Genomic DNA, 24,813 nt, shown 5'->3' with positions numbered 1-24,813 from the left:
TTACGTTCAAAGTTTGCCCGCGAGTATAACCTCCTCACGCAGGAGCTGGGCTGTGGATGCCTGGTGCTCAGCAAATCAGCAGCGAGACCTGGGTTTTGCTCGCCAAAGCCTGGACTTCGGGAGGCTGGGCGGGTGCCAGCAAGCGTAGCTCGCAACCTGCTGCATGGGCTTTTTTTTGCGCATCCATCACCAGTTGCTCGGCGATACCCCGGCGGCGGGTCAAAGTCCGCACGCACAAATGGGACAGTTCCCACACGTCATGTCGCCTTTTCACACGAGCAGCCCCCAGCAGTCGGTCATTCATCCGAGCGGTGACCAGGGTTTCGTCTTCCAGGCAGCTTTCGATCAATTGCAGTGCGTCGGTAAATGGAGGGAGCAACCAGGCGGGCGCGTCTCGGTAGATTTTGCGCAGATCCCCCTGGTCCTGATAGCTGAGGGATTGGAGATATTCAACGACGATGGGCATGAAATGTCCTCAGGCGACGAAAGGCAGGGCCGATTGTGCCTCAAACAGGGGTGTCATAGCAGTGACGTCAAAAAAGGTGATGGCAAAAGGCTCTATTTTTTATCGACAAGTGCTAATCTCGCGCCCGTTCGCTGATCCGGTGCGTCGATTTGTCACGTATTTGGAATCTCTGCCGATAAAACGGTCGTTGCCTGCGCGCACGGAGGCTGTGGGTGGAACGTGAACACCTTGTGAGCTTCTTTATCTGGGGAAACTAATAATGAGTACAAGCACAGCCTTGGGCGCGTCCACCGCCCAACCTGCGTTCTTGTCCAAAGAGCGCATCATCGCCAAGCCCGGTTTCAACCGTTGGCTGGTACCTCCTGCGGCATTGGCTATCCATCTGTGCATCGGCATGGCGTATGGCTTTTCCGTGTTCTGGCTGCCGTTGTCCAAGGCGGTCGGCATCAAGGCTCCGGTTGCCTGCGCACCCGACATGAGCTTCTTCGCGCAGATCTTCTCTTCCGCGTGCGACTGGCCCATCTCCATGCTGGGCTGGATCTACACCCTGTTCTTCATCTTCCTGGGTTGCTCGGCTGCCATCTGGGGTGGCTGGCTTGAGCACGCAGGCCCGCGCAAAGCCGGTGTGGTTTCGGCACTGTGCTGGTGTGGTGGTTTGCTGATATCTGCGTTGGGGATATATACCCACCAGATATGGCTGATGTGGGTCGGCTCCGGCGTGATCGGTGGTATTGGTCTCGGGCTTGGTTACATCTCGCCCGTTTCAACCCTGATCAAGTGGTTCCCGGACAAGCGCGGCATGGCAACAGGCATGGCGATCATGGGCTTCGGCGGCGGCGCAATGGTGGGTGCACCACTGGCGGCAGCGCTGATGAGCCACTTCGCTACGCCTGATAGCGTTGGCGTATGGCAGAGCTTCCTGGTAATGGCTGCGATTTACTTCGTATTCATGCTCGGCGGCGCGCTGTCCTATCGTGTTCCGCCTACCGGCTGGAAACCTGAAGGCTGGACCGCTCCGGTCAAGAAAGCCAGCAACGCGATGATCACCAACCGCCACGTACACGTGAGCGTTGCGTGGAAAACGCCTCAGTTCCGTCTGGTCTGGCTGGTGCTGTGCCTGAACGTTTCTGCTGGTATCGGCATCCTCGGCATGGCTTCGCCGCTGTTGCAGGAAGTGTTCGCCGGCAAGCTGCTGGGCAACACCTTGGCGTTCAACCAGCTTGATGCTGTTCAGTTGGGTCAGATTGCTGCCATCGCTGCGGGCTTCACTGGTCTGTTGAGCCTGTTCAACATCGGTGGTCGTTTCTTCTGGGCTTCGTTCTCGGACTACCTGGGTCGTAAAAACACTTACTTCGTGTTCTTCGCTCTGGGCTTCCTGTTGTACGCCCTGGTTCCAAGCCTGAGCCACATGGGCAGCGTCGCACTGTTCGTCGCGGCCTTCTGCGTAATCCTGTCGATGTACGGCGGTGGTTTTGCAACGGTTCCGGCTTACCTGGCGGACCTGTTCGGTACGCAAATGGTCGGTGCGATCCACGGTCGTCTGCTGACTGCCTGGGCTGCTGCGGGCATCCTCGGTCCGGTTCTGGTCAACTACTTGCGTGAATATCAGCTGAGCCACGGCGTTGCCCGTGCCGATGCGTACGATATGACCTTGTACATCCTGGCCGGTTTGTTGGTGTTGGGCTTTATTTGCAACCTGCTGGTTCGTCCTGTGGCCGACAAGTACTTCATGACTGATGAAGAACTGGCTGTAGAACAATCCTATGGCATGGACAAGGGCGCTGATCACACCACGGTACTTGAGTGGAAAGCTGATCCGTCCACCAAGCCGCTGGCCATTGCCGCCTGGCTGGCCGTAGGTATTCCACTGGCGTGGGGCGTCTGGATCACTCTGCAGAAGACTGCGGTGTTGTTCCAGTAATCAGCTGTAGAGGCTAGCAACCCAGGCCTCAAGTTGGAACGCTGTGTTGTGGGAGCGGTGCTTGCCCGCGATGAGGTTGACGCGATTCATTTTAGATCGCGTCCGGCCTTATCGCGGGCAAGCACCGCTCCCACATTGGCCCGAGTCTGCAGCGCGATACACCGAACAAACACCGATTTGTTTGCACCAAAAAGCAGCATCCCTCCGTAATTCGTCGTCTTCTCCCTTTCCCTTCTTCTGTTTGCTTCATGCCAGCCTGTTCTAGGCCTATAATGCTCGCCTTTTTCGCCCAATGATTTTGCGGAGCTGGTGATGGCCGAACGTAAGGCGTACGTCGAGCGTAATACTCTGGAAACCCAGATCAACGCCTCGATCAACCTGGATGGCACCGGAAAGGCCCGATTCGATATCGGCGTGCCTTTTCTAGAGCACATGCTCGACCAGATCGCCCGTCACGGGCTGATCGACCTGGATATCAACTGTAAAGGCGACCTTGAGATCGACGATCACCACACGGTGGAAGACGTCGGCATCACTCTGGGTCAGGCTTTCAGTAAAGCTATCGGCGACAAGAAAGGCATCCGTCGCTACGGCCATGCCTATGTGCCGCTGGATGAAGCACTGTCGCGCGTAGTCATCGACTTCTCCGGACGTCCGGGCCTGCAAATGCATGTGCCGTACACCCGTGCCGTGGTCGGCGGCTTTGATGTGGACCTGTTCCAGGAATTCTTCCAGGGCTTCGTCAACCACGCCAATGTGACGCTGCACATCGACAACCTGCGTGGCACCAACACTCACCACCAGATCGAAACGGTGTTCAAGGCCTTCGGACGTGCACTGCGCATGGCGGTTGAGCTGGACGATCGCATGGCCGGGCAAATGCCTTCGACCAAGGGTGTGCTCTGATGCAGACAGTCGCGGTCATTGATTACGGCATGGGCAACCTGCACTCGGTCGCCAAGGCGCTTGAGCATGTTGGCGCTGGCCGTGTGCACATCACCAGCGACGCCAATGTGATTCGCGAAGCTGACCGCGTGGTATTCCCCGGTGTCGGCGCGATCCGCGACTGCATGGCTGAAATCCGTCGTCTGGAGTTCGACTCGCTGGTCCGTGAGGTCAGCCAGGATCGTCCGTTTCTCGGTATTTGCGTCGGCATGCAGGCTTTGCTCGACAGCAGCGAAGAGAACGGCGGCGTTGACTGCATCGGCATGTTCCCGGGCCAGGTTAAGTTCTTCGGCAAGGATCTGCACGAAGACGGCGAGCATTTGAAAGTGCCGCACATGGGCTGGAACGAAGTGGCCCAGGCCGTGGATCACCCTCTGTGGCACAGCATTCCGGACATGGCGCGGTTCTACTTCGTGCACAGCTTCTACATTGATGCGGCTAATCAGCGTCAGGTTGTCGGTCGCGGCCATTACGGCGTCGACTTCGCCGCGGCGCTGGCCGACGGATCGCGCTTTGCCGTGCAATTCCACCCGGAGAAGAGCCACACCCATGGCCTGCAATTGCTGCAGAACTTCGCCGCATGGGACGGTCGCTGGTAATGGCCAAGGGCAAGAACAAGCCGCCGATCCTGACGCTCAGCCCGGAGCATGAGCAGCAGGCCATCGACAAGCTCAAGCGCCTGTTTTCTCAGCGCTTCGAACTGGATCTGGGTTCGTTCGAAGTCGCCGAGGTGCTTGAGTTTTTCACCAGCGAGATTGCCCCGCATTACTACAACCGCGCGATTTTCGATGCCCAGCAGCACCTCAAAGAGAGGTTCGAGAGCATCGAAAGCGATTTGTGGGCACTCGAAAAGAACTAGAAGCAGCTGCAAGCTGCAAGAATTGAATAGAGGCAGCTGCAAACGGCCAGCTTCAAGTTGTCGGGCGCGCAAACTTGCAGCTTGAAGCTTGCGGCTTGTAGCTGCTCTTGAGCTCTTTTGACGAAGGAAAAAGCATGCTGATCATCCCCGCTATCGATCTTAAAGACGGTGCCTGTGTACGTCTGCGCCAGGGCCGGATGGAAGATTCCACCGTGTTCTCCGATGACCCGGTCGCCATGGCTGCCAAATGGGTCGAGGGCGGTTGCCGTCGTCTGCATCTGGTCGACCTCAACGGTGCGTTCGAAGGTCAGCCGGTCAATGGCGACGTGGTGACTGCCATCGCCAAGCGTTATCCAAATCTGCCGATCCAGATCGGTGGCGGCATTCGTTCGCTGGAAACCATCGAGCACTACGTCAAGGCTGGCGTGAGCTACGTGATCATCGGCACCAAGGCCGTCAAAGAGCCTGAGTTCGTGGCCGAAGCCTGCCGTGCATTCCCCGGCAAAGTGATTGTCGGCCTGGATGCCAAAGACGGTTTCGTTGCCACCGACGGCTGGGCTGAAGTCAGTACCGTGCAAGTGATCGACCTGGCCAAGCGCTTCGAAGCGGACGGCGTATCGGCCATCGTTTATACCGACATCGCCAAAGACGGCATGATGCAGGGCTGCAACATCCCGTTCACTGCGGCCCTGGCTGCTGCGACGCGGATTCCGGTGATTGCTTCCGGCGGCATCCATAACCTGGGCGACATCCGCGCACTGCTGGACGCCAAGGCGCCAGGCATCATCGGCGCAATCACCGGCCGGGCGATTTACGAAGGCACGCTGGATGTGGCTGAGGCTCAGGCGCTTTGCGACGGCTACCAGCGCTAAGCGATTCCTGTAGGAGCGCGCTTGCCCGCGATAAGGTCGGTACGACCTTCCTACGATGGTGTGATCAATGATTTTACGACTGCTTCGCAGCCGATCGCGGGCAAGCGCGCTCCTACATATTGGAGATTAAGCCCATGGCCCTGGCCAAACGCATCATCCCTTGCCTGGACGTCGACAACGGTCGTGTGGTCAAGGGCGTCAAGTTCGAGAACATCCGTGACGCCGGTGATCCGGTTGAGATCGCGCGCCTTTACGATGAGCAGGGTGCTGACGAAATCACCTTTCTGGACATCACTGCCAGTGTCGATGGTCGCGATACAACGCTGCATACCGTTGAGCGAATGGCCAGTCAGGTGTTCATCCCGCTGACCGTAGGCGGAGGCGTGCGTACCGTGCAGGACATTCGCAACCTGCTCAATGCGGGTGCCGACAAGGTTTCGATCAACACTGCTGCTGTGTTCAATCCGGAATTCGTCGCCGAAGCGGCGCAGCATTTCGGGTCGCAGTGCATTGTCGTTGCCATCGACGCCAAGAAAGTTTCCCTGCCCGGTGAAACCCCGCGCTGGGAAATCTTCACCCACGGCGGCCGCAAGCCAACGGGTCTGGACGCTGTGTTGTGGGCCAAGAAGATGGAAGACCTCGGCGCGGGTGAAATCCTCCTCACCAGCATGGATCAGGACGGCATGAAGAACGGCTTTGATCTGGGCGTTACCCGTGCGATCAGCGACGCGCTGGGAATCCCGGTGATCGCTTCAGGTGGCGTCGGCAACCTTCAGCATCTGGCTGATGGCGTCATTGAAGGCCATGCCAGTGCGGTGCTGGCTGCAAGCATCTTCCACTTCGGCGAATACACCGTGCCGGAGGCCAAAGCCTTCATGGCTGCGCGCGGGATTGTGGTGCGTTGATAAGTCAGTGGTGCTGCTGATTGCCAATAGGCTGCCGGCGAGGTGAGTCGGCAGCTTTTTCCATCAAATAGGCGGTTAGTCCGTCGTGGCCTTCTTGTTTTACCCACGATTGTGAGCAGCCATGTCTACGCCAATCTGGGTTGGAAGCTTTGGCCGCGTCTGGTTTACAGATCAATAGTCCATCCCTTATAGAGTGGACGGGCTGTGTCCGGGAAGCAGGTCGGGCGAGATCATGATGTTGCACAGGGGCAATGGTTGACAGGATGTTGCGTGCAGGCAGCGCGTAGAGTTGGTCAGTTGGTCAGTTGGTCAGTTGGTCAGTTGGGCGAGGTGGTCGCTTGCTGATCTATTGATTACAAGCTGCTAATTCGCTGAATCACCAGCTTGTAATCGGGTTTCAAAATTGTGGCTGGATAACGCGTGGTTTAACTTATGATTTTTTCACTGGCTTTGGAGTCTACGCCTGCGTGATCGGTACCTTTTGCGCATAACTTCATTGGCAATGCCTTCCGACTGAAGACACGCACACTTGTAGTCGTGTATTTATCCGGGCTATTGCAATCGGTTGTGTCGGGGTTGCCTGACTTCATGAAAGTTTGCTTCCATTTTCTGTCGTTGTCCTCCACCGCTGCGGTATATCTCATACGGTTGTGCGTAACTTCAATGTTCGGGATCTCAGGTTCGCCAGCAGCCTGCAGGTTGACTGACAACGAGAAAGCATTACGCAGTGTGCCTTGATCAAACTGGTTATCGGGCGAGGTTGTACCTATTACGCACAGCGAACGTATTCCAGGCTGATCACCAATGGGATCATAGATGGTTTCACTGGAGCCTGAAGCAGTCGCCACTTTATAGCCCTGCGGCTGTTCGCACTCGCCCACATGGTCGACGCTTTTGTAGTGGTAGTAAGGTTTGTCGGTGGTGAACGTAAAACGCCATGTCGGATAAATCGGATTACCGGCCTGATCAAGTGTGATTTTCGCGTATCTCATAAGCGGGTGGTCGGGTTTGATGTCGAAGACCGGGAAGAGTTCGCAGTTAACAGCGTTGGCATTGAATACGCCGTTGGTGAAGCAATCCTTGAGGTGAGTTGCCGGGATCGCCACGTTGAACAGAAATTTCTCCTGTAGCCGTCCTCCAGGTTGTTGGACGCTCTGAACGCTCTGGGCTGCCATCACGCCAAAGACCTCACCATTGCGTGTCATTACAGGGCCGCCTGAACTACCCGGGCTTGTATCACGGCATTGATTAGTCACCATCCGCCGCGTATTCCACCGATCCCCCAGCCCGACAAATGCAGAGATCTCAGGAATCTGACTCTGGCAGGCGGCGGCGCGCAGATAGCCTGGTCTTATCCCGAAAGGAGCTCCCACGACGATTGCATCAGTTCCATTAGCGGGTATATGGCTGGCAATAGCGAGTGGGCGGATTCCTTCGCGATTCAGTGCTTGCAGGGAAGTGTCAATTTCGACAAGGGCGAGATCGTTATTGCGGTAGTTGCTGTAAGTGGTACGTTTCAACGGGTAAACCTGGGAAGGCGTATCAACAAAATAACCAAATTCTACGGTGCCCGTGAGCGCTTTGTCAGTGTCAATGGCTCCGATCCCGGTGTCCACGCAGTGGGCTGCCGTCGACATATATGCAGGGGTGTTTGTTTCAGTGGCCGCGGGGGCTGTGTCGAGCAGTGTGGCGGTACACACATATCCATCGCTGCGAGTTAAGCGAGCGATCCCTCGCAGGTGGTCATTCTGACCATTCGCATTTTGCAAAACAGTAGAGGGTGCGCCGTTGGTCATCCCAGCACCGAAGTCTTTAACTGGGGTTGGAGTTCCAGATGGGGAAGGTGCGGGAGGCGATGTGGGTGTAGATGTAGTCGCAGTTGTAGAGGCTGTCGTCGCAGGCATGGGACTGCTGCTTGGGAGGTGAAAGTTCGACGGTGATTGTTCGACCACCTTACCCATGTGCTCACGAAACCCGCGCACATCCGGTTCGCCTGTCATGCCCAGTGCCCGATGTTCATGGGGTTGCAGAACCGAGGCGATAGCCCGGAAGAAGCTGTCAGTATCGGCATTGACCTCAATATATTGGGCGTTCGGTACGTCGTAAGCCCAATAGACTCCATTGCCGTAGTCACGCAGGATCACGTCTCCAGCTTTTGCTGTCTGCGTATCAAAGGTTTCCCCTTTGCCGAAAATCCTCAGGTTTCGATTAACTTTGAGCAGTTCCTGTGTTGTCGCATCTCTAAGCAACGCATCGGCCTGTGGGTTGTAGGTGCGGGTGTGATAGACCGCATCCACGGCCAGCTCATGTTGCACCGCTTGCTCGATCCGGGCCTTGTTCAGGTTAAAAGCCGTGGGTAGATGGCCGGATTCTAGGTAGACGTTTTGCTCGGTAGCGGACAGCGGTGATGCGTTCAATAGCTCGGTGAGACGGGCCGGGGTCAAGTGAGGGTTCTCGCTGTGCAGCTTGCGCATCAGTTCTGTGCCGGTCGGTGAGCGCTCCAGAGGCATGAACCTGTTTTTGACCGCAGCAGGCAGGCCGGGGTCTGTCTGGCTGCAACTGCTGTGGATCACAGCCTTGAACAGCTCGGGACGCTCAGCCTTGGCCAGGTCGGCGATTTGCTGGCGCAGGGTCACGATTCTTCCCGCTGTCGTGTCACTGCCCCAGAAGTTTCCGCCGCGGCCGAGCTGGGAGTTTCGGGGTTGATTCTGAATGAGCAAGGTCAGCAGCTGCTCCTGGTTGGATGCGCTCTGATGGGGGTCGTGGGCATTCACGTATTCGCCGTTGCTGCGGCGTTGAAGGGTGATGGTTTGATTGGTTCTGCTGGCGGCTTGCTTGCCAAAGGTCGCCAGATGCTGACCCTTGGCATCAAGCACCTCGAGCTTGGCATAGGCAGGCCAGTCTTTGGTCTGTACCGCCAGCGCCAATACCGGATCGTGGTTGCCATCCTGAGGCATGTAGCCGGAGTTTGGCATTGAGGTAATGATTTCATCAATCAGGCGGTCGGCCCGTTGCCGTTGCTGCTCGTCAGCGACAGCCCCTGCCGAGGGCGGGGTGATGATAGTTGGTGGGTTGTTTGAGGTTGTTGGAGTAGGGGCTGCCCCTTGGGGAACCGCCCACAACTGGAGCGGCAATTGCCTCGGTCCGGTCTCGACGTTTGAGGAAGTGCCATTGGGGACTTGCGACAAAGGGGCGTCAGAATAAAGCGAGGTCGTATTTGCAGCCTCGAGTCCCGGCAGTGCAAGAGTGCCTGGGCCACCGGCTACCATGTGTGGTGTCGTTATCCATTCAATGGTATTACAAAGCATTTTTGCCGGTTGACTGAGGTCGCATACTTGTAACATTTGCTCGAGAGGCATCCCTGCCTCGGCATGCATAGCCAGTGTCCTGCCCGTATGTTTGATCAACAAGGTGTCGCGAATTGTGCGCAGCTCGTCTAGTTCGGCGCGCAGGGCGTCTATGCTTTTTCGGTCATCGTGTGTAGGTTTTTTTTGGGCTTCAAACTCAGCAATACGCGCTTCTTTTTTTACGATTTTTTTGTTGGTTTTAAAGATTAAATCGGCTTCTTCAAGAGGCTCGACTTCCTTTCGCAGCGCGTCCAGATGTTCCTTTGCCTGAAACAGTGCCATCCGTTCGTTAGCGAGACGATCTTTCGGGTCTCTAAAATAATTACTGTGCACCATGTTCATGACGGATTCCGTCCAGCTGAACCGGTGAGGAGTTGTGCAGCCCGGTTTATCCGCCTCGAGCTTCTGTGCGAGCCCGGTAATAGTGTTCTGCACGCCGCAGATTTGAGATCTCAGACCTGATAACCTCGCCCTTGGGGCGTTATTTTTTGCGATGACATAGGCGGACGCCGTCTGTGTTGAAGACCTTGTCAGTGCCTGGGTTACAGCCTGGCCCATTGATCAATACTCCTATTAGACTTGCCATCCCCCACTGGGTTGGCGGGCGAAGTCTAGGAAGCAGGTCGGGCGAGATCATGATGTTGCAGGGGCAATAGTTGACAGGATGTTGCGTGGAACCGTCGTCGTTTATCGCCCTGCGGTGCGCGCTGTGTAGCTGGACAAGCCCTTTGCAGCACTGCACTCTGTGCGCTGTCCGCGTCAGGAAGATGCTTATGTTCAGATCTCGTTTTTTTGCACTAACTGCTTTTAGCGCATTACTGACTGGGGCAACCGAGCTCGCGGCAGCCGACGATGCCATCGACGTGCCAAGTGCCGACACTATCGTGCTGATGACGGAAAACCTGCCGCCTTACAACATGGCGGTTGACGGTAAAAATTTCGCTCAGGAAAGCAACATCGAAGGCATTGCTTCAGAGGTGGTGCGCGAGACGTTCAGGCGTGCTGGCGTCAGCTACAGCATGACCTTGCGCTTCCCGTGGGAGCGCATCTACAAACTGGCTCTGGAGAAACCCGGTTACGGCGTGTTCTCCACTGCACGTTTGCCCGAGCGTGAAGCGCTTTTCAAATGGGTCGGTCCGGTGGGGGCCTACGACTGGATCATGCTGGCCAAAGCTGACAGCCCGATCAAACTGACATCTCTCGAGCAGGCCAAGGCCTACCGCATCGGTGCTTACAAAGGTGATGCCATCGGCGAGCGGCTGCTGGCCCAGGGGTTGAAACCCATCCTGTTGCTGCGAGATCAGGACAACGCGAAAAAGCTCGTTAACGGCCAGATCGATCTCTGGGCCGCTGGTGATCCGACCGGCCCTTATCTCGCCAGAATGGAAGGCGTTACCGGGCTCAAGACCGTGCTGCGCTTTCACCACGCTGACTTGTACCTGGCGCTGAACAAAGAAACGCCAGATGAAGTGGTCAACAAACTGCAAACCGCGCTGGATCAACTGCGAGCCGAAGGCAGTGTCGAGAAAATACTGGGGCGGTATCGTTGAGTCGAACTGACCTGCTGGATGCGATCTGAAGTGTGCGCGGTGCCTGGTCTGCGCCGCAGATTGTCGAGTCGACGTGGGACCGGCTTTAGCCGGGAAGAGGCCAGTACAGCCACGCGAAATGTATCGCCTGAAATCCTGCCTTCCCGGCTAAAGCCGGTCCCACGTCGTCAGATCCGCCTGTGAGCAACATGGAGTCTCCCACCAGTGCGGGGTTCACCGAAGCTGCTGTCTGTTCTCGCTCAACGATAAACCCCGTCTTTACCATGCCCGGCCATGGCCTGATTGCCGCGCACGCTGATCATTCGGCGCACGTCAATCCAGTCGATGCCCTGGGCCTTGAGGCGTGGCATTTCTCGCTCCAGCACATCCAGTGTCACCGGGTAGGGATGGCCGATCATCACTGCCGAACCCTGCTTGTGAGCCAGCTCAATCGCGATCTTCAGTTGCCGGGTGATGGCTTCTGCGGTGCGCTCGTCGTCGAGGAATACATCCCTCGACACGCTGGCCAGGCCGATTTTCTGCGCCTGGGCGGCAGCCACGGTTTTTGCACTGGTGCGGCTGTCGACAAAAAACAGATGGCGCCGCTGCAACTCGGCCACCAGCCAACCCATGGCGACGGGTTCGGCGGTCATGCGACTGCCCATGTGGTTGTTGATGCCTGCGGCGTAAGGGACTTTCAGCAGGGCAGCGTTGAGTCGGCTTTCCAGCTCTGCCAATGGCAGGTCGGGATGCCACGCGAATGGGCCGGTGGCCGGATCCATGGGCATGTGCAGCATCACCGTTTTGCCCGCGCGATGACCCTGTCGTGCGAACTCAGCAGCATGCGGCGTATCAGGCATGATGGCCAGGGTGACCGGGCCGGGCAAATTCAGCACGCGCTGATCCCGGGCCGGATTCTGGCCCAGGTCATCGATGATCAGTGTGAGGTAAGCCGTGCGAGGTGTTTTCGCCTGCTCGGCTGGCGCTGCATGAGCAGCGCCAGCCAGGCAAGTGACGACCAGCAAGCAACGTGACAGAAGCAGACGCATGGCTCAATTGCCGCGCGTGATACTCAGGCCCTTGAGCAGGCTCAGGGCCTGGCTCAGCTGGAAGTCGTCATCCTGAGGACGCGCTTTGCTGGCACCGCCTTTGACGGTCGGTTTGTCCGCGCCGCCATTGCCGTTCCCCAGGTGACCGAGCAGATCGGCTTCCTTGTAGTTTTCGCCGTCGGTTTCGTTGGTGACTTTGGCACGCCGCACAACGATGTCCGGGTTGATGCCCTGAGCCTGAATCGAGCGACCGTTAGGCGTGTAGTACAGCGCCGTGGTGATTTTCAGAGCGCGATCATTATTCAGCGGCAACACGGTTTGTACCGAGCCTTTGCCGAAGCTGTCGGTGCCCATCAGGATGCCGCGTTTCTGATCCTGCAATGCGCCGGCAACGATTTCCGATGCCGAAGCGCTGCCGCCGTTGATCAACACCACCAGTGGTACGCCTTCGCTGGCATCGGCCGGATCCGCCGAGAAGCGCAGTTCGGAGTTGGCGATGCGGCCTTTGGTGTAGACGATCAGGCCCTTGGTCAGGAAGTGGTCAGCCACTTCAACCGCCGATTGCAGCACGCCGCCAGGGTTGTTGCGCAGGTCGAGAATCAGCCCGCTCATTTTCTTGCTGTTGTCTTTACGGAACTTGGCCAGCGCCTTGCCGACTTCGTCGCCGGTCTTGACCTGGAACTGGGTAATGCGGATATAGCCGTAGCCGTTCTCGAGCATCTGCGCCTTGACGCTCTTGACCTGGATGGTCGCCCGGGCCAGCGTCACGTCGAACGGATTACCGCCGTCACGTACCAGCGTCAGAGTGATCTTCTCGCCGATTTTGCCGCGCATCTTGTCGACCGCTTCCTGCATGGTCTGACCTTGCGTCGGTGCGCCATTGATCTTGACGATCAGGTCGCCCGCTTCAATGCCCGCCTTGGAAGCCGGAGTATCGTCAATGGGCGAGACCACTTTGACGAAGCCATCTTCGACGCCAACTTCGATACCCAGTCCACCGAACTCGCCGCTGGTGCTTTCCTGCAATTCCTGGAAGTCTTCCGGGCCGAGGTAAGCCGAGTGCGGGTCAAGGTTGCTGAGCATGCCTTTGATGGCATTTTCCAGCAGGGTCTTGTCGTCAACCGGCTCAACGTAGGCGGCCTTCACCCGGTCCATGACCTCGGCAAAGGTGCGCAGCTCTTCCAGGGGCAAAGGCGCCTTGGCATTGCTCGCCGCAGACGGGATGTCGGCAGGTTTTGCCTTGACTTCAGCAGCCTGAGCCAGAGGTGCGCCGATGACCACGGCAATCGCGAGAGCCAGCGAGGTGAGGCGGGACAGATACGGCATGTCTAACGAACTCCTGAAGTTGATACCGACTTATCCTTGAGTGCGGCACCATTGGGCCGGATCACTGGGGCGACCCTGCTGACGAATAGCGAAATACAACGCTGGGGTGTCCTGTCCGCCACTGTTACCGACCGTGGAGATGGCCTCACCTGCTTTAACAATGTCACCAGCCGCTTTAAGCAGCGACTGGTTGTGACCGTACAAACTCAAATAGCCGTTGCCATGGTCGAGAATGACCAGAAGCCCGGCGCCACGCAACCAGTCTGCGAACACCACCCGACCACCGTGCACGGCATGAACCTGACTGCCGGCCGAAGCGCTGATCATTACGCCGTCCCAGGTGGAGCGGGCATCGTCGCCACGCGCATCACCAAAGCGTGCGAGTAATCGACCATCAACCGGCCAGGGAAGTTTTCCTTTGGCACTAACAAAAGCACCGCCATAGGAAGCGCCTGCGCTGGAAACCATCGGTCCGGGCGCTTTGACCGGGCGTTTCGGGGCGTCATCGCTATCGGTTCTGCTGTCGTCGCGGCTGTTGTTTTTGGCAAGGGCTTCGGCTTCACGCTGGCGCTTTTCTTCAGCCTCGCGTGCAGCAATCAATGCTTTCTGCCGCGCCTCCTCAGCTTCGCGGGCCTGGCGGGCAAGCGTCTCTTCAATAGTCTTGAGGACTTTAGCCAGATCCGCCTGATCCTGCTGTCGAGATTGGAGTTTTTGGTCGCGAGCCTTGTAATCGTTATTGAGCTTGGCCAGGACTTTCTGCCGCTCCTGTCGAACCTTGTCGAGTTCTTCACGCTGTTCTTCAAGGCTGCTCTTCTGCACCAGCAGTTGTGCCTGTTGCAGATCGATGTCTTTCTCTACGCCCGCCAGTTGGCGCAAGGTCTCGTTGAACGCCTGCAGCTGAGCCAGACGCGCCTGACTCATGTAATCGTAGTAAGTCAGGGTGCGGGCGAACTTCTCCGGGTGTTGCTGATTAAGCAACAGCTTGAGGTATTCCTGCCGACCGCTCTGATACGCAGCCCGGGCCTGAATGGCGATCAGGCGTTGCTGTTCAACGCGAGCGCTCTGCAGCTTCTTTTTTTCATGGTCGAGCCGCTGGAGCTCGACTTCGGTCTTTTTTAGTTCCTTTTGCAGGACCTCGACCTGCTTTTCCAGCTTACCCATTTCGGTTTCAGTACCGCGCAGGTCCTTCTGCACGCCGGCTTTCTCTTTCTGCAGGTCGCCCAGGGCTTTTTGCAGTTCGGCGACGTCCTGACGCGCAGCGTCAATCTGTTTCTGGGTTTGCGCGCGCTCATCATCGGCAAAAGCCGGATTGAGCAGGCAGATCAAAACAAGGGTGATCAAGGCGCGAAGCATGAGGGTGGGCGATACCGAGCAATTGTGAGAAAAAATGACAGGCCTAGTATGCCCGCCCTACGTTGCGAAAAAAACGCCTCGCTGGAGGCCATGCCTACAAATACAGAATAAAAAAACCGGCATGCCGCGGTTCGACATGCCGGTTGCGGGTTTTACTCCGCGACGAGGATCGAGTGACCGGTCATTTCTTCCGGTTTCTCCAGCCCCATCAGCTCCAGCATGGTGGGCGCGATGTCGGCAAGCACGCCACCTTCACGGACTTTCAGCTTGCGCTTGCCGATATAAATGAACGGCACCGGCTCGGAGGTGTGCGCGGTGTGCGCCTGACCGGTGTGGTCATCGGTCATTTGTTCGACGTTGCCGTGGTCAGCGGTCAACAGAGCTTCGCCGCCGACTTTCTCCAAGGCTTCAGTGATGCGACCTACACACACGTCCAGGCATTCAACCGCCTTGATCGCCGCTGCCATGATGCCGCTGTGCCCGACCATGTCGCCGTTGGCATAGTTGACGACAATCACGTCGTAGCGCTGATGTTCAATGGCGTCCACGATCTTGTCGGTCACTTCCGGCGCGCTCATCTCCGGCTGCAGGTCGTAAGTGGCGACCTTTGGCGAAGGAATGAGGATGCGCTCTTCGCCAGGGAAAGGTTCTTCACGGCCGCCCGAGAAAAAGAACGTCACGTGAGCGTATTTCTCGGTTTCCGCAATGCGCAGTTGAGTCTTGCCTTTGGCGGCGAGGTATTCGCCCAGCACGTTTTTCAGACTGCCGGCCGCAAATGCCGACGGGGCGGGGATGCTGGCCGCGTACTGAGTCAGCATTACGTAGTTGACCTTCGGCTGGCGGGCGCGCTCGAAGTCCTTGAAATCGTCCTCGACAAACACGCGGGTGATTTCCCGGGCGCGGTCGGCACGGAAGTTCATGAACACCACGGCATCGCCGTCTTCGACCCGGACCTTGTCACCAATGCTGGTGGCTTTGACGAACTCGTCGTTCTCGTCGCGAGCGTAAGCCGCTTCCAGGCCTTCTACGGCGCTGGCGGCCTGGAATTGCGAGTCGCCATCGACGATCAGGTTGTAGGCCTGTGCGACGCGGTCCCAACGATTGTCACGGTCCATGGCGAAGTAGCGGCCGATGATGCTGGCGATGCGGCCCTTGCCCAGACGGCTGAAGGTGGAGTCCAGCAGTTCGATGGACGCTTTGGCACTGCGCGGCGGCGTATCGCGACCGTCGAGGAAGGCGTGCAGGTAGATCTTTTCTGCGCCACGTTGTGCGGCCAGTTCAGCCATGGCGACCAAGTGATCCTGATGGCTGTGAACGCCACCATCGGAGAGCAAACCAAGGATATGCACCGCCTTGCCTGCGCCAACCGCTTTGTCGACGGCATTGCAAATGGTCGGGTTCTGGAAGAACTCGCCGTCGCGAATGGATTTGGTCACGCGGGTGAAGTCCTGATAAACCACTCGCCCGGCACCCAGGTTCATGTGCCCGACTTCGGAGTTGCCCATCTGTCCGTCAGGCAGGCCAACGTCCATGCCTGAGCCCGAGATCAGGCCGTTGGGCATCGACTTGTACAAGCGGTCCATCACCGGCATTTTGGCTGCCAGAATGGCGTTGCCTTCGTGGCTCTCGCTGTGTCCGAAGCCGTCCAGAATGATCAGCACCAGAGGTTTTGGCGTGGTAGTCATAGATCCCACTCGTGGCTAGTGAAGTAAGTTATAAATTGGACCGGCATTTTAGGGGCTGTTGATCCGCAATTGCGAGCCGCGATGCCGGAGTTGTCGGTTCGGGTACGATGCGCGGCCAATGCATTCTGCCTCATCGCTGTACGGGCTTTGGCCCGCCATGGGTGCTGTGTATACTGGCCGACATTTTAACGCCCTGGAACCTACTGATGCTTCAGCACCTGATTGGATTTGCAACGAACCACTATTTGATCACTGGCGCTTTCGTCATCCTGCTGGGCATGCTGATCGCCTACGAGCTGAGCAAGGGCGGTCGCAGCCTGAGCACCGGTGAACTCACTGCCCTGGTGAACAAGGATCAGGCCGTGGTCATCGACATTCGCTCCACCAAGGATTACGCGGCAGGCCACATCGTGGGCGCCCTGAACTTCCCGAATGACAAGGTCCTGACCCGCACTGCCGAGCTTGAAAAGCACAAGTCCAAGACTCTGATCATCGTAGACGCCGTGGGCCAGCAGGCCGGTTCTGTGGCTCGCGAACTGCTCAAGTCCGGCTTCACTGCCGCCAAACTGTCCGGCGGCGTGTCCAGCTGGCGTGCCGACAATCTGCCTCTGGTGAAGTGAAATGGCTGAAGTCATCGTCTATTCCAGCGATTATTGCCCTTACTGCATTCGTGCCAAGCAGCTGCTGAAGAGCAAGAACGTGGCTTTCGAAGAGATCAGAGTCGATGGCAAGCCGCAAGTTCGCGCCGAGATGGCCAACAAGGCCAAGCGGACTTCGGTGCCACAGATCTGGATCGGTTCGACCCACGTAGGCGGATGCGACGACCTTTTTGCGCTGGAGCGCGCAGGCAAGCTTGATGCGCTGCTGCAAGCCTGAATTCAACCCCTTACTAGACCTCAATTGAGAAGGATTCGAGATGACTGATCAACCGACCAACGGCGCTGTAGCCGAAGACGAATCGCCGCAATTCTCCCTGCAGCGGATCTATGTTCGCGACCTGTCGTTCGAAGCGCCAAAAAGCCCGGCGATCTTCCGTCAGGAATGGACGCCAACCGTCAGCCTCGACCTGAACACACGTCAGAAAGCGCTGGAAGGTGACTTCTACGAAGTCGTGCTGACCCTGTCGGTCACCGTTAACAACGGCGACGAAGTAGCCTTCATCGTTGAAGTCCAGCAAGCCGGTATCTTCCTGATCAAAGGCCTGGACCAAGGCGCAATGAGCCATACGCTGGGTGCTTTCTGCCCGAACATCCTGTTCCCGTATGCTCGCGAAACCATCGACAGCCTGGTTGTACGCGGCTCGTTCCCGGCGCTGATGCTGTCGCCGGTCAACTTCGACGCCCTGTACGCGCAAGAACTGCAACGCATGCAAGAAGCTGGCGAGACACCTACTGTTCAGTAAGTGTTGAGCTGGACTGAAAAAGCGCCTTTAGGGGCGCTTTTTTGTGGGGTGTAAATGCGGTTTTTGGTTGGAACAAGAACTGTGGGAGCGGTGCTTGGTCTGGGCGGCATTCCGACGATAAGGCTGAATGCGTTCTAAAGTCAGGCCGCGTCATCGTTCATCGCGGGCAAGCACCGCTCCCACAGGGCTTTGCGCAAGGCTCAGTCTTACTTGAATCCCAACTGCCGCCACCCTTCATACACAGCCACCGCAACGGTGTTGGACAGGTTCAGGCTGCGGCAGCCTTCGCGCATGGGCAGGCGCAGGCGTTGATCGTTGGGTAGCGCATCAAGAACCTCGGCGGGCAGGCCGCGGCTTTCAGGGCCGAAGATGAAAGCGTCACCGTCCTGAAAGCTTGCATCGTGGAAGGGCCGCGAGCCTTTTGTGGTAAAAGCAAACAGGCGAGGGTGGCCGATGCTTTCCAGGCAGCTGGCGAGGTCGGTATGGGTCTGCAGCGTGGCGTACTCGTGATAGTCGAGGCCAGCACGGCGCAGGCGCTTGTCATCCAGCTCGAAGCCCAAAGGCTCGATCAAATGCAGGGTGCTGCCGGTATTGGCGCACAGCCTGATGACATTGCCGGTATTCGGCGGAATTTCTGGTTGAAAAAGGATGACGTGAAACATGCACGGCTCCGAACTGAAGGACGGGGAGCATTCTACCCCCGAAGAGGACCCGCGGCCGAAGCTATGGCCGCGAGTTCTGGGTTCGATGGCAATTGTCGGTTTGATGGTGGGCTTGATGATCGGCCGCTTGACCGAGCCCGCGACGCTGGAACTGCTGCAAATCGAAGAGCAACCAACCGGGCTGGTGCTTTGGTTCAACCACGATCCGAAAGTCGCCGCCGAGCATCAGGACGGTATCGTCAGAATGCGCTTTACCTCGGCCGGTCAGCCATGGCGTGGGGAAATCAAAGTCGACGGAAAAGACGTTCGCTGGAAGCTGGAAAGGGATAAGAGTGATTTGCTACTGAGTCTGCTGGCGGCCCGCCCGCTGCACGGCGACTTGCGCGGTGCGGAGGTGGACGGGCGCTGGAGACTGGAGGTCAGTCTCCGAGAGGAATAAAAGAGGGGAATCCCCGGCCTGCCTGTACCAAGGTCCCCAAAACTGGTGATACGTAACCTATTGCAGAGGGCGTGCCAGTTTTGGGTTTTAGTGTCGAAAAGAAATGCTTCGAGTATCTGTTATCGCCCTCAGGCCTTTGATTACAAGGGTTTCAGTGAGGGGTGACTTCTTCTGCGCTGTCGCGTCCGGTTCATTAACGCTGCATGCCACTGCCAAAGCAGGAAACAACCTGTACAAATGCGCGCCTCGTTGTGGTGCGAAAAACTATCCTGATGCACGCTTTTTGTCATTTTCTAGCGACTTGGCAGTCTGTTGCCGACAGCGCCGTAGCGCCTTTGTTCGCGGCGATGCTTCAAAAACCACGTTTTCTCGTGCATGAAATTGTCAGACAAGACACCTTTTCGCCGTATTTACAAAAAAAATCCTTCGCATAACAAGCTGATACCTCCTCGAGTGGTGGCAATTGTCACAATTGCCGCTACCCCTCTCAGAGCTACCGATTTTAAAGGGCTTCAGTCCATTTCGGCCGGGGTTATAGCCGAGCGATTACATGACTGTAGGGTCTTATTACGCCTGTTGCGTCTACCCATCAGAAAGATCTGACGAACGGCAGTGAAATATTTTTTAGGAATTAGTGAAACAGCTCGATACACTCAGGAGCGGAAGGATCCAACAAGGTGATGGCATATAACCGACAGATCTTAAAAGCTTCTTAATAATTCTTTTTCGATTTGTAAAATGTTCACTACCCTGCGACCCACCGAAACACACGGTGTAGTCAATTAGTCTTGTGGCGCCTGTTGATCATTGACTCAAAAGGTCGGGTCTGGCGCTAATCGCAAATCCATGGGTCAGAGCGCCTAAGGCCTCGGCACCAGGGATCATAAAAAAATATAGATTCACGAGGAGCGATACATGAAGAAGTCAACTCTGGCCCTGGCAATCGCCGTAGGCGTCATGGCTCAGCAGGCTAGTGCAGCAGGTTTCATCGAAGACAGCAAAGCGTCCGTTAGCTCGCGTACTTTGTATTTCAACAGCGATCCACGTGAAGGCACTGCAAACCGTAACGAAGAGACAGCCACTGGCCTGAAATTCGACTACGTGTCCGGCTTCACCCAAGGCACCGTTGGCTTTGGTCTGGACGTTCAGGCGTTGGTTGGTATTCACCTGGATGGCGGTCGTGGTCACCACGCTGCGAACGGCGGTATTACCCCTACTGACAGCGACGGCTCTTCCGTTGACGAGTGGACTCGCATTGGTGGTAACGCCAAGGCCCGTTTCTCGAAAACTGAACTTCGCCTTGGTAACGCCTTGGCACCAAACCTGCCAATCCTGGTATCAAACGACTCACGTCTTCTGCCTCAGGCTTTTGAAGGCGGCATCCTGTCCACCAAGGAAATCGACAACGTTACCTTGACTGCGGGTCGTCTGAGCCAAACCATTGGTCGTGCTTCCAGTAACTGGAGCGACATGGGCATGGCTGGCGCTAGCCAGGGTAGCGATAACTTCAGCTTCGCTGGTGGCGACTGGAAAGTTACCAAAGAACTGACCCTGCAGTACTACTACGCCAACCTGGAAGACTTCTACAAGCAGCACTTCCTGGGTCTGGTACACGTTCTGCCACTGGGTGAAGACCAGTCGTTCAAGACTGACCTGCGGTACTTCAATAGCAGCAAAGATGGCAAGAACGGCGACGCCGGCTACGCCTTCAACAACAACGGCGGCTACGCCAAGCACGCTGGCGAAGTTGATAACCAGACCTGGTCCGCGATGTTCACTTACTCTCTGGGCGGCCATGCATTCCTGGTTGGTCACCAGCAAGTGGGCGACGATGGCGGTATTGCTTACATGAGCAACGGCAACGTCACCAAGAATGGTCTGAGCTCTGGCAGTAACGAAGGTAACGGCGGTAATAGCTTCTACCTGTTCACTGACTCCATGATCAACGGCTTTAATCGCGCGGGCACTAACACCACGTTCGGTCAGTACTCCTATGACTTCGCTCGTCTTGGCGTCCCAGGCCTGAAGACCTCGATCGCTTACCTGCATGGCGACGACATCAAAGGTATTGCTGCCAACCGTACTCTTGGCCGTGAATTCTCCGAGTGGGAGCGCGACGTGCGTGTTGACTACGTTATCCAGAGCGGTCCTTTGAAAGGCTTCGGCACTACAGTTCGTCACGGTTCGTACCGTGCTGATTCGGATCTGAGTGGCGCTACCGATGCCGATCAAACTCGTGTGATCTTCAACTACACCTACGCTTTCAAATAAGCCGGGTCAGTTGAACAAGGAACCCCGCTTCGGCGGGGTTTTTTTTGTCTGCGGTTTGTTATTTCTTCCAGTGCTATGCAAAGCGTTATCTATTCTTTTTAATTCGCATCAGGCTCGGGCACAGTTGGCTTCACTCACCCGCTGACAAGGAGCTACACCCATGAGCCTGCGACTTGGCGATATCGCCCCTGATTTTCAACAGGACTCCAGCGAAGGCCGCATCAGCTTTCACGAATGGCTGGGCAGCAGTTGGGGCGTCCTGTTTTCCCACCCGGCGGATTTCACCCCAGTGTGCACCACCGAGCTGGGCTTCACCGCAAAGCTGAAGGATGAGTTCGAGAAGCGTGGCGTTAAAGCCGTTGCGTTGTCGGTCGACCCGGTTGACTCCCATGTCAAATGGATCGATGACATCAACACCACCCAGAACACCCTGGTGAACTTCCCGATCCTGGCGGACGCTGATCGCAAGGTGTCTGATCTTTATGACCTGATCCATCCCAGCGCCAGCGACACCCTGACGGTGCGTTCTCTGTTCGTGATCGATCCGAACAAGAAGATCCGCCTGACCATCACCTACCCAGCCAGCACCGGCCGCAACTTTCATGAAATTCTGCGGGTCATCGACTCCTTGCAGCTGACCGACAACTACAAAGTCGCAACGCCTGCCAACTGGGTAGACGGCGATGACGTGGTCATCGTGCCTTCGCTCAAGGATGAAGACGAGATCAAGCAACGCTTCCCCAAAGGCTACAAGGCCGTCACCCCGTACCTGCGCCTGACTCCGCAACCGAATCGCTGATTCACCCTTCCACGACAGCTGGGGGTTTGCTTGGGCCGATTCGTCGGCCCTTTTTTATGGGCGTAAAAGCGTCTGTCACACGGCGGGCAATCCCACATCTCTGTGGGAGCAAGCTTGCTTGCGAAGAGGCCATTTCAGCCACCGCATCTTCTTGCGAGACAGACCGCCTTCGCGAGCAAGCTCGCTCCCACAAGGAATTCGTCTATTTGCTAAATATGCCTTTAATGAATAACCAAATGAATAAATAAGATTTATAGATATAAAAAATCACTGATAAGGTCACTCCATTCGAAAGAAACCCACAACGCCTTACTCATCCGCCAACGGTCAAGCAGGTGCCACTGAATAAGCAAAGGAGAGCGCTATGCGCACTAGCATTTTGCGTCAAGGTTTGGTTGCTCTGTTTGCTGCAGCGGTCACCTTCGGCGCGATCACACAAGCCCACGCCGAAAGCCTGCGTATCGGTTATCAAAAGTACGGCACCCTGGTGCTGCTCAAAGCCAAAGGCACTCTGGAGAAGCATCTCGCCGAACAGGGCGTGCAGGTGCAATGGACTGAATTCCCCGGCGGCCCGCAGTTGCTGGAAGGTTTGAACGTGGGCTCCATCGACTTCGGCGTGACCGGCGAGACCCCGCCTGTATTCGCTCAGGCCGCAGGTGCCGATCTGGTCTACGTGGCCTACGAGCCGCCAGCGCCCGCCAGCGAAGCGATTCTGGTCCCCAAAGACTCGCAAATCACTTCGGTCAAAGACCTCAAAGGCAAGAAAGTCGTCCTCAACAAAGGCTCCAACGTACATTACCTGTTGGTGAAGGCCTTGGAAGACGCAGGCCTGAAGTACACCGACATTCAGACCATATTCCTGCCTCCGGGCGATGTTCGCGCGGCTTTCGAGCGTGGCAGCGTAGATGCCTGGGCGATCTGGGACCCCTACCAGGCCGCAGCCGAGAAACAGCTGCAGGCGCGCACCCTGCGTGATGGCACCGGGATTGTCGATAACCATCAGTTCTACCTGGCCACCAAGCCTTACGCCGAGAGAAACCCGAAAGTGATTCAGGCGTTGATCGAAGAGGTTCGCGCTGTCGGCAAATGGTCCAAGGCCAACCCGGAGGAAGTGACCAGACAGGTGGCGCCACTGCTGGGGCTGCCTGCGGACATCACCCTGACTTCGGTTAAACGCCAGGGTTACGGTGCGCTGTTTCTCACGCCGGACGTGGTCGCTGCACAACAAAAAATCGCTGATGCGTTCTATCAGCTCAAGTTGATTCCAAAGCCGCTGAAAATTGCGGATGTGGTCTGGACACCCACTGCTGCCGTCGCCGCCAAAGCGCCGTAATCGGCCAGACCCTGAGGAGTCAACTCCATGAGCACTCATGCGTCGCAAAAACTCGTCCAACGCCTGGCCCCTTGGGCATTGCCGATCCTGCTTCTGGCGATCTGGCAGCTATCGGTCAGCGCTGGCTGGTTATCCACACGCATTTTGCCTGCGCCAAGCGCAGTGATTGCGGCCGGCGTCAATCTGGTCTCCAGTGGCGAAATCTGGACCCATCTGGCAATCAGCGGCTGGCGTGCCGGGATGGGTTTCGCCATCGGTGGCGGTATTGGCCTGGCGTTGGGCTTCATCACCGGCTTGTCGAAATGGGGCGAGCGCCTGCTCGACAGTTCGGTGCAGATGACTCGCAACATCCCGCACCTGGCGCTGATCCCGCTGGTGATCCTGTGGTTCGGCATCGACGAAACCGCCAAGGTGTTTCTGGTGGCGCTGGGCACGCTGTTCCCGATTTACCTCAACACGTATCACGGTATTCGCAACATCGACCCGGCGCTGGTTGAGATGTCCCGAAGCTACGGCTTGTCCGGCTTCAGTCTGTTCTGGCATGTGATCCTGCCCGGGGCGATGCCTTCGATTCTGGTGGGTGTACGTTTCGCACTGGGCTTCATGTGGCTGACCCTGATCGTTGCCGAGACCATTTCCGCCAGCTCCGGGATTGGCTATCTGGCAATGAACGCCCGGGAATTCCTGCAAACCGACGTAGTGGTGCTGGCCATCGTGCTCTACGCGATATTAGGCAAGCTGGCCGACTTGGCCGCACGTGGATTGGAGCGGGTTTGCCTGCGCTGGCATCCAGCCTATCAAGTGACTAAAGGCGGTGCCGCATGAGCAGTCTGAAACAGCAACAACCTGCACACCTGTTGCGTGGCTTTCCGCTGGCGGTGCAGCAACTGAAAAAAACCTTCGGCAGTCGTGAAGTCCTGAAGAACATCGACCTGCACATTCCCGCCGGGCAATTCGTTGCAGTGGTCGGGCGTAGCGGTTGTGGCAAAAGTACCTTGCTGCGGCTGCTGGCTGGCCTGGACAAACCCACTGCCGGTGAACTGCTGGCAGGCTCCGGCAAACTGGTGGATGCCCGTGAAGATACGCGGCTGATGTTCCAGGAAGCGCGACTGCTGCCGTGGAAAAAGATCATCGACAACGTCGGTCTGGGTCTCAACGGCGACTGGCGTGGCAAAGCTCAGGAGGCATTGGAAGCCGTCGGCCTGGCCGAGCGTGCTGATGAATGGCCGGCAGCGTTGTCCGGCGGGCAGAAGCAGCGGGTCGCGCTGGCCCGCGCATTGATCCACCAGCCACGCTTGCTGCTGCTCGACGAGCCACTAGGCGCGCTGGATGCACTGACCCGCATCGAGATGCAGCAATTGATTGAGAACCTCTGGCGCAAACATGGCTTCACCGTCTTGCTTGTGACCCATGACGTCAGCGAAGCGGTGGCGATTGCCGACCGCGTAATCCTGATCGAAGAAGGGCGTATTGGCCTGGATCTGCTAGTGGATCTGCCACGCCCCCGTGCCAGAGGCTCGCATCGTCTGGCTGCTCTGGAAACTCAGGTGCTGGAGCGGGTGTTGTCGTTACCCGGCACTCCGCCTGAACCCGAACCCGTTTCACCGTTGCCCACGCAATTGCGTTGGGCCAATTAACTCACCGTTAGAC

At 57.2% G+C, this 24,813-nt stretch carries 23 protein-coding genes; 16 read left to right on the top strand and 7 right to left on the bottom strand.

The window, feature by feature from the left end; all coding sequences use genetic code 11:
• Nucleotides 1-67: 67 nt before the first annotated feature.
• A complete protein-coding gene (locus tag IV01_RS10270) occupies nt 68-466 on the bottom strand; it encodes an acetyl-CoA sensor PanZ family protein (RefSeq protein ID WP_032629392.1) in 399 nt (132 codons plus the stop codon).
• A 259-nt stretch (nt 467-725) separates the two neighbouring features.
• On the opposite strand from IV01_RS10270, the gene IV01_RS10275 reads away from it, so the two are divergent.
• The 6 genes from IV01_RS10275 to hisF all read left to right on the top strand — a co-directional run bounded on the left by IV01_RS10275 (nt 726) and on the right by hisF (nt 5,968).
• Nucleotides 726-2,387, top strand: coding sequence for an OFA family MFS transporter (locus IV01_RS10275; RefSeq protein WP_032629391.1), 1,662 nt, complete (start codon nt 726-728; stop codon nt 2,385-2,387).
• A gap of 312 nt (nt 2,388-2,699) precedes the next feature.
• Nucleotides 2,700-3,293: an imidazoleglycerol-phosphate dehydratase HisB gene (hisB, locus tag IV01_RS10280; RefSeq protein WP_027898918.1), complete on the top strand. Its 594-nt coding sequence runs from the start codon at nt 2,700-2,702 to the stop codon at nt 3,291-3,293.
• Nucleotides 3,293-3,931: an imidazole glycerol phosphate synthase subunit HisH gene (hisH, locus tag IV01_RS10285; protein WP_032629390.1), complete on the top strand. Its 639-nt coding sequence runs from the start codon at nt 3,293-3,295 to the stop codon at nt 3,929-3,931. The genes hisB and hisH overlap by 1 nt, the downstream gene beginning before the upstream one ends.
• On the top strand, nt 3,931-4,191 hold the full coding sequence (locus IV01_RS10290; RefSeq protein WP_032629389.1) for a DUF2164 domain-containing protein: 261 nt from the start codon (nt 3,931-3,933) through the stop codon (nt 4,189-4,191). The genes hisH and IV01_RS10290 overlap by 1 nt, the downstream gene beginning before the upstream one ends.
• Nucleotides 4,192-4,325: 134 nt before the next feature.
• Nucleotides 4,326-5,063 (top strand): 1-(5-phosphoribosyl)-5-[(5-phosphoribosylamino)methylideneamino]imidazole-4-carboxamide isomerase, encoded by a 738-nt coding sequence (gene hisA / locus IV01_RS10295; protein WP_032629388.1) that lies wholly within the window; start codon nt 4,326-4,328, stop codon nt 5,061-5,063.
• 134 nt (nt 5,064-5,197) lie between these two features.
• Nucleotides 5,198-5,968 (top strand): imidazole glycerol phosphate synthase subunit HisF, encoded by a 771-nt coding sequence (gene hisF / locus IV01_RS10300; RefSeq protein WP_032629387.1) that lies wholly within the window; start codon nt 5,198-5,200, stop codon nt 5,966-5,968.
• A gap of 425 nt (nt 5,969-6,393) precedes the next feature.
• Here hisF and IV01_RS10305 read toward each other — a convergent pair whose 3' ends face one another.
• Nucleotides 6,394-9,873, bottom strand: a complete 3,480-nt coding sequence (locus IV01_RS10305; protein ID WP_032629386.1) for a S1 family peptidase — start codon at nt 9,871-9,873, stop codon at nt 6,394-6,396.
• Between the two features lie 215 nt (nt 9,874-10,088).
• Between IV01_RS10305 and IV01_RS10310 the strand changes: the two genes are divergently transcribed.
• Nucleotides 10,089-10,865, top strand: a complete 777-nt coding sequence (locus tag IV01_RS10310; protein WP_032629385.1) for a substrate-binding periplasmic protein — start codon at nt 10,089-10,091, stop codon at nt 10,863-10,865.
• A gap of 239 nt (nt 10,866-11,104) precedes the next feature.
• Here IV01_RS10310 and IV01_RS10315 read toward each other — a convergent pair whose 3' ends face one another.
• The 4 genes from IV01_RS10315 to gpmI all read right to left on the bottom strand — a co-directional run bounded on the left by IV01_RS10315 (nt 11,105) and on the right by gpmI (nt 16,257).
• Entirely contained in the window at nt 11,105-11,893 is a 789-nt protein-coding gene (locus IV01_RS10315; RefSeq protein ID WP_032629384.1) for a divergent polysaccharide deacetylase family protein, read from the bottom strand.
• A gap of 3 nt (nt 11,894-11,896) precedes the next feature.
• Nucleotides 11,897-13,219, bottom strand: a complete 1,323-nt coding sequence (locus tag IV01_RS10320; protein ID WP_032629383.1) for a S41 family peptidase — start codon at nt 13,217-13,219, stop codon at nt 11,897-11,899.
• Between the two features lie 30 nt (nt 13,220-13,249).
• On the bottom strand, nt 13,250-14,572 hold the full coding sequence (locus IV01_RS10325; protein ID WP_032629382.1) for a murein hydrolase activator EnvC family protein: 1,323 nt from the start codon (nt 14,570-14,572) through the stop codon (nt 13,250-13,252).
• Nucleotides 14,573-14,724: 152 nt separating this feature from the next.
• On the bottom strand, nt 14,725-16,257 hold the full coding sequence (gene gpmI / locus IV01_RS10330) for a 2,3-bisphosphoglycerate-independent phosphoglycerate mutase (protein ID WP_032629380.1): 1,533 nt from the start codon (nt 16,255-16,257) through the stop codon (nt 14,725-14,727).
• 206 nt (nt 16,258-16,463) lie between these two features.
• Between gpmI and IV01_RS10335 the strand changes: the two genes are divergently transcribed.
• The 3 genes from IV01_RS10335 to secB are packed head-to-tail and all read left to right on the top strand — an operon-like array spanning nt 16,464 to nt 17,659.
• Nucleotides 16,464-16,877, top strand: coding sequence for a rhodanese-like domain-containing protein (locus IV01_RS10335; protein WP_032629378.1), 414 nt, complete (start codon nt 16,464-16,466; stop codon nt 16,875-16,877).
• A gap of 1 nt (nt 16,878) precedes the next feature.
• Nucleotides 16,879-17,133 carry a glutaredoxin 3 gene (gene grxC / locus IV01_RS10340; protein WP_032629377.1) on the top strand — a complete coding sequence of 85 codons (255 nt, stop codon included), beginning with the start codon at nt 16,879-16,881 and terminating at the stop codon, nt 17,131-17,133.
• Between the two features lie 40 nt (nt 17,134-17,173).
• On the top strand, nt 17,174-17,659 hold the full coding sequence (secB, locus tag IV01_RS10345) for a protein-export chaperone SecB (RefSeq protein ID WP_032629376.1): 486 nt from the start codon (nt 17,174-17,176) through the stop codon (nt 17,657-17,659).
• Nucleotides 17,660-17,865: 206 nt separating this feature from the next.
• Here secB and trmL read toward each other — a convergent pair whose 3' ends face one another.
• A complete protein-coding gene (trmL, locus tag IV01_RS10350; protein WP_032629375.1) occupies nt 17,866-18,321 on the bottom strand; it encodes a tRNA (uridine(34)/cytosine(34)/5-carboxymethylaminomethyluridine(34)-2'-O)-methyltransferase TrmL in 456 nt (151 codons plus the stop codon).
• Between trmL and IV01_RS10355 the strand changes: the two genes are divergently transcribed.
• From IV01_RS10355 to ssuB, 6 genes are all read left to right on the top strand, one after another.
• Entirely contained in the window at nt 18,320-18,760 is a 441-nt protein-coding gene (locus tag IV01_RS10355) for a hypothetical protein (protein ID WP_032629374.1), read from the top strand. The genes trmL and IV01_RS10355 overlap by 2 nt on opposite strands.
• 915 nt (nt 18,761-19,675) lie before the next feature.
• Entirely contained in the window at nt 19,676-21,031 is a 1,356-nt protein-coding gene (locus IV01_RS10360; RefSeq protein WP_032629373.1) for an OprD family porin, read from the top strand.
• Between the two features lie 160 nt (nt 21,032-21,191).
• Complete coding sequence (locus IV01_RS10365; protein WP_032629372.1) at nt 21,192-21,830, top strand: peroxiredoxin; 639 nt, start codon at nt 21,192-21,194, stop codon at nt 21,828-21,830.
• 364 nt (nt 21,831-22,194) lie between these two features.
• Complete coding sequence (locus tag IV01_RS10370) at nt 22,195-23,163, top strand: sulfonate ABC transporter substrate-binding protein (RefSeq protein WP_032629371.1); 969 nt, start codon at nt 22,195-22,197, stop codon at nt 23,161-23,163.
• 27 nt (nt 23,164-23,190) lie between these two features.
• Entirely contained in the window at nt 23,191-23,988 is a 798-nt protein-coding gene (gene ssuC / locus IV01_RS10375) for an aliphatic sulfonate ABC transporter permease SsuC (RefSeq protein WP_032629370.1), read from the top strand.
• Entirely contained in the window at nt 23,985-24,800 is an 816-nt protein-coding gene (gene ssuB, locus IV01_RS10380) for an aliphatic sulfonates ABC transporter ATP-binding protein (RefSeq protein WP_032629369.1), read from the top strand. Before ssuC ends, ssuB begins: the two co-directional genes overlap by 4 nt.
• The last annotated feature ends 13 nt before the right edge of the window (nt 24,801-24,813 follow it).

The sequence above is a fragment of the Pseudomonas syringae genome, from assembly GCF_000737245.1.
Lineage (GTDB): Bacteria > Pseudomonadota > Gammaproteobacteria > Pseudomonadales > Pseudomonadaceae > Aquipseudomonas > Aquipseudomonas syringae_J.
Note: the sequence above shows the minus strand (reverse complement) of the source record. Positions and strands in the feature narration are given on the sequence as shown.